We start from the raw sequence: 10,421 nt of genomic DNA on the forward strand, positions 1-10,421 counted from the left end.
CGCCGCCGTCGCCCGCACGCCCTGCGAGCCGGCCCCCTCGAGCGCCCCCGCCAGTGCGGCGCGCTGGTCGGGGCCGGCCCGCTCGGCGGCGAGCGCGGCCACGGCGCCGAGGACGGCGGCGCGCGCGTCCGCCAGGTCGCGCTCGTCCGGGCCGTGGGCGGCGAGGGCCGCGTCGAGCTGGGAGGCCGCGCTCGCCTCCCGCAGGACGGCGCCCTCGCCGTGCCGGACGTCGACGACGCCCCGGACCTCGAGCGCGACGAGCGCCTGCGCCAGCGTCGCGCGGCTCACGCCCAGCTGCTCCGCGAGGAGCCGCTCGGGCGGCAGCCGCTCGCCGGGGGAGAGGCCCTGGGCCTCGATGAAGGCGGTGATGTGGTCGGCGAGCTGCTCGTACAGCCGCGGGCGGCGCAGGCGGGAGAGCGCCGCCGCGGGGGTCCGGGCCGCGCCGGGACGTCCGGGGGCGGGACCGTCCTCGGGTGCCACGAGCACCTCCTCGGGGAGCGCCGGTCGTTGACACCAGCATCGCTGGACAAGAGGCTAGGCCACTGCGCCACCCCGGAGGGCGTGATCCACCCACCGTCGTTCACCGTCGAACCGAGGTGCTCTGCCCGTGTCCGCTGACCTCATCGGCCTGCTCGTGCTGGCCGCCGTCTTCCTCGTGGCCACGATCCGGCCCATCAACATGGGCGCCCTGGCGCTCGTGGCCGCCTTCGTCGTCGGCACGACCGTCTTCGGCGTGGACGCCGACGGGGTGCTCGGCGGCTTCCCGGCGAGCCTCTTCGTCATCCTCGTCGGCGTCACCTACCTCTTCGCGCTGGCGAAGAACAACGGCACGGTCGACTGGCTCGTCCACGCCGCGGTGCGCGCCGTGGGCGGCCGCGTCTCCCTCATCCCGTGGGCGATGTTCGTCGTCGCGGGCGCGATCACGGCCATCGGCGCCGTCACCCCGGCCGCCGTGGCGATCATCGCGCCGGTCGCCATGTCGTTCGCCGTGCGCAACCGGATCAACCCGGTGCTCATGGGTTTCATGGTCGTCCAGGGCGCCACCGCCGGGAGCTTCAGCCCCATCGGCGTCTTCGGCGTCATCACCAACGGCGTCGTCCGGACCAACGACTTCGAGCCCTTCCCGCTGCAGCTCTTCCTCGGCAGCCTCGTCACGGCCGTCGTCATGTGCGTCATCGCCTACGTCGTCTACCGCAACCGGGACCTCGACGGCGGTCGCCTGGACCGCTCGGCGGTCCAGGCGGACCTGTCCTCCTCGGCCATGGCGGCGAGCGGCGCCGCGACGCGCACCCCGGTGACCGGCACGCCGCAGGCGCTCGTCGAGCGCGGCGAGCGGCTGCGCTCCAGCGGCGGTCGCCGCGACGAGGCCGACGCCGGCGCCGACGACACCCCGGCGCCCCAGCTCGACGCCCAGCGGGGCCTGACCCTCGCGGGCCTCGTGCTCCTCGCCGTCCTCGCGCTCGTCTTCCGCCTCGACGTGGGCTTCACCGCCCTCGCCGTGGCCGTGGTGCTCACCCTGGTCTTCCCCGGGTCGGCCAAGGGCGCGGTGGACAAGGTGAGCTGGGGCACCGTCCTGCTCATCGGCGGGATCGTCACCTACGTCAACCTGCTCGACGAGCAGGGCACCATCGACCGCTTCGGCGACTCCGTGGCGGGCTTCGGCACGCCCCTGCTGGCGGCGCTCATCATCTGCTTCATCGGCGCGGTCGTGTCAGCCTTCGCCTCGACGACCGGCATCCTCGGCACGCTCATCCCGCTGTCCGTGCCGTTCCTGCTCGCCGGCGAGGTCGGCACGGTCGGCCTCGTCGTCGCCCTCGCCATCTCGAGCTCGGTGGTCGACTGCAGCCCCTTCTCGACGAACGGCGCCCTCGTCGTCGCGAACTCCGAGCCGGCCATGCGCGACAAGATCTTCCGCTCGCTCATGGTCCTGGGCATGGGCCTCGTCGTCGTCGCGCCGCTCGTGACCTGGCTCGTGCTCATCGTCCCGACGTCCTGACCACCACCGGCCACCTCCCGGAGGACCCCGTGCCCGACCCCGCCGGCCCCCTCGCCGGGACCCTCGTCGTCGACCTCACCCGCGCGCTCGCCGGGCCGCACGCCGGCATGGTGCTGGCCGACCTCGGCGCCCGCGTCGTCAAGGTCGAGACCCCCGGCGGCGGCGACGACACGCGCGGCTGGGGGCCGCCCTTCGTCGAGCCGGAGGGCGGCCCCGGTGACGGGAGCGACCGGCAGTCGACGTACTTCATGTCGTGCAACCGCGGCAAGGAGTCCGTCGCGCTCGACCTGAAGTCCGACGACGGCCGGCGCTACCTCACCGCGCTCGTGGAGCGGGCCGACGTGCTGCTGGAGAACTTCCGCACGGGCGTGCTCGACCGGCTGGGCTTCGGCACGGAGCGCCTCCTCCAGCTCAACCCCCGGCTGGTCGTCCTCTCGATCACCGGCTTCGGCCACGACGGGCCCGAGGGCGGGCGCGCCGGCTACGACCAGATCGCCCAGGGCGAGGCCGGCCTCATGTCGATCACCGGGTCCGGCCCGGACGACCCCCAGCGCGTCGGCACCCCGATCGCCGACCTCCTCGCCGGCATGACCGGCGTGCACGGGGTCCTCGCCGCGCTGCTCGAGCGGGAGCGCACCGGGCGCGGCCAGGTGGTGCGGACGTCGCTGCTCGCCTCGGTCGTCGGCGTCCACGCCTTCCAGGGCACGAAGTGGACGGTCGCGGGGGAGGTGGGGCGCGCGCAGGGCAACCACCACCCGTCCATCAGCCCCTACGGGCTGTTCCGCTGCGCGGACGGCTCGGTGCAGATCGCCGTCGGCAGCGAGGGCCTCTGGAAGCGGTTCTGCGACGGGTTCGGCCTCGACCCGGCGCTCGAGGGCTTCGCCACGAACCCCGAGCGGGTGGCCCGCCGCGAGGAGGTCGTCACGCTCGTCGAGGAGCTCTTCGCGTCCTGGTCGGCGCCCGACCTCCTGGCGCGGCTCGCCGAGATCGGCGTCCCCGCCGGCAAGGTCCGCACGATCGACGAGGTCTACACCTGGGAGCAGACCGCCAGCCAGGGGCTGCTCGTCGACGTGGAGCACGCGACGCTGGGCACGGTCACGCTGCCCGGCCCGCCGTTGCGCTTCTTCGACGCCGACGGCGCGGAGACGACGCGGCGCGAGCATCGTGCGCCGCCGCTGCTCGACGGTGACGGCGACGCCGTCCGGGCCTGGTTGGACGGGAAGAGCCTGGACGCCGACGCGCACCGCGAGCAGGGCGCGTGAGCCCGACCGGGGGCACTGACCGGCCGGGCGGTGACGCGCGGCCCCCGCGGCGCGGGGGGCGCGAGCTCCTCGAGCTCGTGCTCGACGAGGGCACCTACCGCTCGTGGGACGCGCCGCCGGCGCACCCGCGCAGCACCCCCGCCTACGACGCCGAGCGGGCCCGCGCCGCCGAGCGCTCGGGCGTCGACGAGGCCGTCGTCACGGGCGAGGGGCACCTGCGCGGGCGGCGGGTCGCCGTCGTCGCCGGCGAGTTCGGCTACCTCGCCGGCTCCATCGGCGTCGCGGCGGCCGACCGCCTCGTCGAGGCCGTCGAGCGCGCCACGGCCGAGGGCCTGCCGCTGCTCGCCGCGCCCTCGTCGGGCGGCACGCGCATGCAGGAGGGCACGGTCGCCTTCCTCACCATGGTGAAGATCTCCGCCGCCGTGGCGGCGCACAAGGCCGCCGGCCTGCCCTACCTCGCCTACCTGCGCCACCCCACGACCGGTGGCGTCTTCGCCTCGTGGGGCAGCCAGGCCCACGTGACGGTCGCCGAGCCCGGCGCCCTCGTCGGCTTCCTCGGGCCGCGGGTCTACGAGGCGCTGTACGACCAGCCGTTCCCCGCGGGCGTGCAGACGGCCGAGAACCTCCACGCGCACGGCCTCGTCGACGCCGTCGTCCCCCACGAGCGGCTCGCCGACGTCGCGGACCGGGCGCTCAGCGTCCTCCAGGCCCCGGCGCCCACCGACGCGCCCGTGCTCGAGGAGGACGACGCCGTGCCGGCCGCCGAGGTGGCGCGGCTGCCCGACGTGCCCGCCTGGGAGTCGGTGGTGCTGTCACGACGCGGCGACCGCCCCGGCATCCGGCGCCTGCTGCGCTACGGCGCCCGTGACGTCGTCCCACTGCACGGCACGGGCGCGGGGGAGAGCGACCCGGGGCTGCTGCTCGCGCTCGCCCGCCTCGGCGGCGCGGCCTGCGTCCTCCTCGGGCAGGACCGCCGCGGGCAGACGCCGGACGCGCCGCTCGGTCCCGCCGCGCTGCGGGCCGCGCGCCGGGGCATGGCGCTCGCCGACCAGCTGGACCTGCCGCTCGTCACCGTCATCGACACCCCCGGCGCGGCGCTGTCGGTGGAGGCCGAGGAGGGCGGCCTCGCCGGCGAGATCGCCCGGTGCCTCGCCGAGCTCGTCACGCTCCGGGCGCCCGTCGTCAGCGTGCTGCTCGGGCAGGGCACCGGGGGAGGGGCGCTCGCGCTCGTGCCGGCGGACCGCGTCGTCGCGGCCCAGCACGCCTGGCTCTCCCCGCTGCCGCCCGAGGGCGCGAGCGCCATCGTCCACCGCGACGTCGACCACGCCGCCGAGATGGCCGAGCAGCAGGGGGTGCGCGCGGCCGACCTCGTGCGCGACGGCGTCGTCGACGTCGTCGTCCCCGAGCGGCCGCACGCCGGCGCGGAGCCCGAGGACTTCTGCCGGCGGGTGGCGCGCGTCGTCGAGGCCGAGATCGCCCGGCTCGCCGCCGTGCCCGTCGAGGAGCGCCTCGCGGCGCGGCACGAGAGGTACCGGCGGCTGGGGCGCGCCCGGGGGTGAAGGAGGCGTCACCTCCACCTCAGGAGCGCGCTCGGGGGTGAGGGGGCGTCACCTCTGCGTCGGAGGGCCTTCAGGCGCCGACGACGGCGAGCGCCTCGCGGGCGATCTGCAGCTCCTCGGCGGTGGGGACGACGAGGACGGTGACCGGCGACCAGTCCGGCGAGATGCGCCGCGCGTCCCCGGAACGGGTCGCGTTGCGCTCCTCGTCGAGGACGACGCCGAAGCCCTCGAGCCCCGTCAGCGCCCGGCGGCGCACCTCGGCGCTGTTCTCGCCGACGCCGGCGGTGAGCACGACGGCGTCGAGGCGGCCCATCGCGAAGGCGTACGCCCCGAGGTAGTGCCGGACCCGGTGCGCCAGGACGTCGAGGGCGAGGTCGGCGTCGGCGTCCCCGCCGGCGGCGCGCTCGACCACCTCGCGGACGTCCGAGGCGCCCGTCAGCCCCTGCAGGCCGCTGCCGCGGTTGAGCGTCCGGTCGAGCTCGTCGACCGACAGGCCGCCCTCGCGGAGCAGGTGCAGCAGCGCGCCCGGGTCCACGTCGCCGGGGCGCGTGCCCATGACGAGGCCCTCGAGCGGGGTGAGGCCCATGGACGTCTCCACGCTGCGGCCGCCGAGGACGGCCGTCGCCGAGGCCCCGTTGCCGAGGTGGAGGACGACCATGGCGACGTCCTCGGCGGGGCGACCGAGCAGCTCGGCGGCGCGGGGGACCACCGAGGCGACCGACGTGCCGTGGAAGCCGTAGCGGCGCACGCCGGTGCGCCGGGCCAGGTCGCGGTCGAGGGCGTAGGTGTGGGCCGCGGGCGGCACGGTCGCGTGGAAGGCCGTGTCGAAGACCGCGACGTGCGGCACGTCCGGCACGGCGCGGCGCGCCACGCGGATGCCCTCGAGGTTGGCCGGGTTGTGCAGGGGGGCCAACGAGGAGAGCTCGTCGACGGCCCGCTCGAGGTCGTCGTCGACGAGGGCCGGCGCGGAGAAGCGGTCCCCGCCGTGGACGACGCGGTGGCCGACGGCGACGAGGCCCGCGCCGGCCAGGTCCGGGCCGTGCTCGGCGAAGGCGCCGACGACCGCGTCGAGGGCGGCCGTGTGGTCGGGGACGTCGACGCCGGTCTCGACGCGGCCGCCGGGGCCGTCGTGGCGCAGGCGGCCGCCGCCCGCGCCGATGCGCTCCACCAGGCCGGACGCCAGGGAGCGGCCCGAGGCGTCGTCAGCGACCTCGACGAGCTCGTACTTGACGCTCGAGGACCCCGAGTTGAGGACGAGCACCACGCCGCTCACGCGTCCACCTCCTGCTGCTCCCTCTCCTGCTGGGCCTGCACCTGCGCCTGGACGGCCGTGATGACCACCGTGCTGACGATGTCGCGCACGAGCGCCCCCCGGGAGAGGTCGTTGACCGGTCGTCGCAGCCCCTGCAGCACCGGGCCGATCGCCACGGCGCCGGCGCTGCGCTGGACCGCCTTGTACGTCGTGTTGCCCGTGTTGAGGTCGGGGAAGACGAAGACCGTCGCCCGCCCGGCGACCGCCGAGTCGGGCAGCTTGGTGCGGGCCACGCCCACGTCGACGGCGGCGTCGTACTGGATGGGTCCCTCCACCGAGAGGTCCGGGCGCCGCTCCCGCACGAGCGCGGTGGCCCGGCGCACCTTCTCGACGCCGGCGCCCGAGCCCGACCCGCCCGTGGAGTAGCTCATCATCGCCACGCGCGGCTCCACGCCGAAGGCCACGGCGGTGTCGGCGCTGCTGGCGGCGATGTCCGCCAGGGCGTCCGCGTCGGGGTCGGGGTTGACGGCGCAGTCGCCGTAGACGAGCACGCGGTCGGGCAGGCACATGAGGAAGACGCTGGAGACGACGTCGCGGCCCGGAGCCGTCTTGATGACCTCGAAGGCGGGGCGCAGCGTCTCGGCCGTCGTGTGGACGGCGCCGGAGACCATGCCGTCGGCGTCGCCGAGGTGGACCATCAGCGTGCCGAAGCGCGTCTCGTCCGCGAGCAGCTCCTCCGCCGCCTCGGGCGTGACGCCCTTGTGCGCGCGCAGCCGGGCGTACTCCGCGGCGTAGCGGGTGCGGTCCGGGGAGGTCCGCGGGTCGACGACCCGCGCGCCCGTGACGTCGGCGCCGACCTCCTCGGCGAGGGAGCGCACCTCGTCCGCGGGGCCCAGCAGCACGAGGTCGACGACGCCGTCCCGCAGCAGCTCGGCGGCGGCCAGGAGCACGCGGGGCTCGAGCCCCTCGGGCAGCACCACACGCACGCGGGCGCTGCGGGCCCGCTCGAGCAGCTCGGCGGCGAAGGCCCGGGGAGTCACGACGTCGACGACCGCCTCGTCGGCGAGCGCGACGAGGCGCGCGCCGTCGACGTGGGCGGCGAAGAGGTCGCGCGCGGCGCGCACCTGCTCGCGGGCGCGCTCGGTGCCGCGCGAGAGCCGTCCGCGCACGGCGAGGAGCCGTGCGGCGGTCTCGACGGTGCCGAGGTCGGTGCTCACGACGGGCAGGTCCGCGCCCCGGCCCTCGAGGAGGCCCTCGAGCAGCGCGGTGACGACGGGGGGCAGCGCGAAGCCGCCGGTGAGGACGACGCCCGCGAGGCGCGGGAACGTCGACGAGGCGTGGGCCGCCATGAGGCCGAGGACGACCTCGCTGCGGTCCCCGGGCACGATGACGACGGCCCGCTCCTCGAGGTGCTCGAGCGCGTGGGGCATGGACATGGCGGCGACGACGAGGCCGCCGGCGCGCTCGTCGAGCGCCTCGTCGGGGCCCAGCACGAGGTGCCCGTCGCAGGCCTCGACGAGCTCGCGCACGCCCACCGACGTCAGGAGGCGGTCCTCGGGGACGGCGAAGGCGGGCACGAGCGGCGGGCCGTCGCGCCGGCCCGGCTGCTCGAGCGCGGCGACGACGTCGGCGAGGCCGTCGGGGTCCGCGCGGGAGGCGACGACGCCGAGCACCTGGGCGTGCTGGGCGACGACCTCGTCGCGGGCGACGTCGGCGACGGCGCGCACCTCCCGCGGGCTGCGGCCGAGCGCCTTGACGACGAGGAGCACGGGGGTGCCGAGGTCGGCGGCCAGGCGCGCGTTGAGCGCCAGCTCCGTCGGGCCGGCGACGTCGGTGTAGTCGCTGCCGAGCACCATGACCTCGTCGCAGCGGGCGGCCAGCGCCCGGTAGCGCGCCACGACCTCGTCGAGCGCCGCGTCCGCGTCGTCGCGCACGTCCTCGTAGCCCACGCCGACGCTGGCGGCGTACGTCTCGTCGTCGACCTCCCCGCCGTCCGCGAGCTCCGACAGGAGGACGTCGAGGACGTCGTCGCGGCCGCCCTCGGCGCGCACGAGCGGGCGGAAGACGCCGACGCGGCGCCCCGGGCGGGCGCGCAGGGCGGCCAGCACGCCGAGCGCGACGGTCGACTTGCGCGTCTCGCCCTCGACGGACGCGATGTAGAGGCTGCCCACCCGCCCGACGCTAGGGGGTCGGCCGCGGGGCCGCAGGCGCAGCCCGCTCGGTGGCGCGGTGCCGGTGCGGGGCCTCAGGCGCCGGAGCCGACGGTGAGCCGGTGGTCGGGGCCGCCCGCGCGGACGCAGTCGACGAGGACCTCGCCGGCGTCGACCACGGCGCCGTCCCAGACGACGGACCGGACGAGCTCGCCCTCGACGCGGGCGCCCGCGCCCACGACGCTGCGCCCGCCGGAGGCCGCGAGGTTCGCGGCGAGGTAGCGCCGGGGCGTGCCGCAGTCCACCGCGGCCTGGTCGGTGGCGTGCAGCTCGAGGCGCCCGGCGTCCCGCTCGGCGCGCCACAGCACCTCGAAGAGGCCGCTCGGTCGGGGCGCCAGGTCGCGCACGAGGCGCCACGGCAGGGCGCAGGCGCCGACGTACCGGACGGCGGGGCCCTCCTCGCCCGCGGGGCGCAGGGGGTCGCCGCCCGTCCCGGTCGTGGCGGCGCCGGGGGCGTCGGGCGGGCCGGCAGGGGCGACGAGGAGCCGGCAGCGCTCGCCGTCCCACCCGTCGAGGAGGCCGTCGAGGCCCGCGGGCAGCCAGGCGTCGGCGTTGGTGAGGACGACGTCGCGCCCGTCGAGCCACTCGCGCAGGGCCCCCAGCGCTCCCGCCGTCCCGAGCGCCTCGGGCGCCTCGAGCGCCAGGTGCGCCCGCGGACCGTCGTGGCCCCGCGCCACGAAGGCCGCGACCTGGTCGGCGTGGGCGTGGGCGTTGACGGCGAGGTGCTCCTGCGGGGGCCCCGCCGCGCCGGGCAGCGCGTCGGCCAGCCGGTCGAGGGCGTGCTCGAGCAGCGGTCGCCCGCCGACGGGGCACAGGGCCTTGGGCCGCAGGTCGGTGAGCGGCCGCAGGCGCGTGCCCGCCCCGGCGGCCAGCACGACCCCGGCCCGGTCGACCACGACGGGGCTCAGCCCCGGTGCGGGCGCCCGGGCTCCCCGGCGCCCGCCAGCACCTCGCCGTCGTAGCAGCCCGGCTGCTCGGCGCGGCGGAGGAGGTCGACGATCTCGCGGGTGGAGTCGTCGGCTTCCCGGAGGTCGGCCAGGTCGACCCAGCGGTGGTCCTGGGCCTCGCCGCCGACCCGCACCTGCGGCCGCGTCGCGACGCGCAGGCGGTAGATGACGTCGACCCGGCGGACGCGGGCGTTGACCTGCGTGGCCACCGGCAGACCCACCCGCACGCGCAGCCCCGTCTCCTCGCGGACCTCCCGCTCGACGCCCTCGGCCGGGCGCTCGCCGCGGTCGAGCAGGCCGCCGGGCAGGCTCAGGCCCTGGCGGTGCGGCTGGCGCAGGAAGAGGACCGCGCCGTCGTGCTCGATCGCGACGACCGCGCCCACGGTGAACCCGGGCGTGCCGGCGCGCACGAGCGCCCGGCGCAGCGGGGCGGGCAGCCGCCGGAAGGCGCCGAGCAGGAGCGGGTACGCGCGGCGCCGCAGCCGGGCGGGGGCGGACGCCGTCGCGTGCTCGGGAGCCATGCGGCGAGCGTAGGTGCCGGGCACGACGTCCCGCCCCTGGCGTAGCGTCCCCGGCCGTGGACGGGGCGGCCGGGCGGACCGACGAGGAGGCCGTGCGCCGCCAGCGCGTCGCGGCCTACGTGCTGTGCCGGCGGGGGGAGGCCGTCCTGCTGTCGCGGCTGTCGCCGGGGACGCCGCGGCCCGGCCTGTGGTCGCTGCCCGGGGGCGGGCTCGAGCACGGCGAGCACCCGCGCGAGGGCGCGCGCCGCGAGGCGCACGAGGAGACGGGCCTCGACGTCGTCGTCGGGGACGTCCTCGACGTCGGCTCCTCGCACTTCACCGGCCGGGCGCCCGACGGCCGGCTCGAGGACTTCCACGGCATCTCGCTCGTCTTCGCCGGCGAGACCGACGACGAGCGCGAGCCCGTCGTCCTCGACGTCGGCGGCACCTCCGACGCGGCCGCGTGGGTGCCGCTGGCCGACCTCGCGAGCGGCGCGGTCGGCGTCACCGAGGTGGTGCGGCTGGCGCTCGCCGCGGGCTGAGCGGCCCCGTCGCGGGAGGCCCGCCGTCGGCTCCGGTGCGTACCCTCGGGAGCGCCATGAGCACCCTCTTCGACGACCTGCCCCTGCCGGGCCTGCGACCGCGGGGGAGCACCCCGCCCGGCGCCGCCACGGCGGCCGGCGGCGTGCGCGAGC

The 10,421-nt window shown here is 77.4% G+C and carries 9 protein-coding genes; 4 read left to right on the forward strand and 5 right to left on the reverse strand.

The window, feature by feature from the left end:
* A partial coding sequence (locus HLB09_RS08520) for a FadR/GntR family transcriptional regulator (protein ID WP_171202964.1) occupies positions 1–480 on the reverse strand: 480 nt, incomplete at its 3' end.
* Positions 481–607: 127 nt separating this feature from the next.
* On the opposite strand from HLB09_RS08520, the gene HLB09_RS08525 reads away from it, so the two are divergent.
* From HLB09_RS08525 to HLB09_RS08535, 3 genes are all read left to right on the forward strand, one after another.
* The gene (locus tag HLB09_RS08525) at positions 608–1,996 is read left to right on the forward strand and encodes an SLC13 family permease (RefSeq protein ID WP_171202965.1); all 1,389 of its coding nucleotides are present in this window, start codon (positions 608–610) and stop codon (positions 1,994–1,996) included.
* 29 nt (positions 1,997–2,025) lie between these two features.
* On the forward strand, positions 2,026–3,258 hold the full coding sequence (locus HLB09_RS08530; RefSeq protein ID WP_171202966.1) for a CaiB/BaiF CoA transferase family protein: 1,233 nt from the start codon (positions 2,026–2,028) through the stop codon (positions 3,256–3,258).
* Between the two features lie 77 nt (positions 3,259–3,335).
* Positions 3,336–4,817, forward strand: coding sequence for a carboxyl transferase domain-containing protein (locus HLB09_RS08535; RefSeq protein ID WP_344553924.1), 1,482 nt, complete (start codon positions 3,336–3,338; stop codon positions 4,815–4,817).
* Between the two features lie 70 nt (positions 4,818–4,887).
* On the opposite strand, the gene HLB09_RS08540 is transcribed toward HLB09_RS08535, so the two are convergent.
* From HLB09_RS08540 to HLB09_RS08555, 4 genes are all read right to left on the reverse strand, one after another.
* Positions 4,888–6,090, reverse strand: coding sequence for an acetate/propionate family kinase (locus tag HLB09_RS08540; protein ID WP_171202968.1), 1,203 nt, complete (start codon positions 6,088–6,090; stop codon positions 4,888–4,890).
* Complete coding sequence (pta, locus tag HLB09_RS08545) at positions 6,087–8,240, reverse strand: phosphate acetyltransferase (protein WP_171202969.1); 2,154 nt, start codon at positions 8,238–8,240, stop codon at positions 6,087–6,089. The genes HLB09_RS08540 and pta overlap by 4 nt, the downstream gene beginning before the upstream one ends.
* Positions 8,241–8,314: 74 nt before the next feature.
* Positions 8,315–9,175, reverse strand: a complete 861-nt coding sequence (locus HLB09_RS08550; protein WP_171202970.1) for a nucleotidyltransferase family protein — start codon at positions 9,173–9,175, stop codon at positions 8,315–8,317.
* 8 nt (positions 9,176–9,183) lie between these two features.
* The gene (locus HLB09_RS08555) at positions 9,184–9,747 is read right to left on the reverse strand and encodes an NUDIX hydrolase (RefSeq protein WP_171202971.1); all 564 of its coding nucleotides are present in this window, start codon (positions 9,745–9,747) and stop codon (positions 9,184–9,186) included.
* A gap of 56 nt (positions 9,748–9,803) precedes the next feature.
* Here HLB09_RS08555 and HLB09_RS08560 point away from each other — a divergent pair, with 56 nt between their 5' ends.
* The gene (locus tag HLB09_RS08560; protein ID WP_171202972.1) at positions 9,804–10,268 is read left to right on the forward strand and encodes an NUDIX hydrolase; all 465 of its coding nucleotides are present in this window, start codon (positions 9,804–9,806) and stop codon (positions 10,266–10,268) included.
* Positions 10,269–10,421 lie beyond the last annotated feature (153 nt).

This window comes from Pseudokineococcus marinus (genome assembly GCF_013004605.1).
In the GTDB taxonomy this organism is placed as follows: Bacteria; Actinomycetota; Actinomycetes; order Actinomycetales; family Quadrisphaeraceae; genus Pseudokineococcus; species Pseudokineococcus marinus.

Bases quoted from the DNA above. Each gene is read 5' to 3' on its own strand.
- HLB09_RS08555 (WP_171202971.1), bottom strand. From the start codon at position 9,747: ATGGCTCCCGAGCACGCGACGGCGTCCGCCCCCGCCCGGCTGCGGCGC.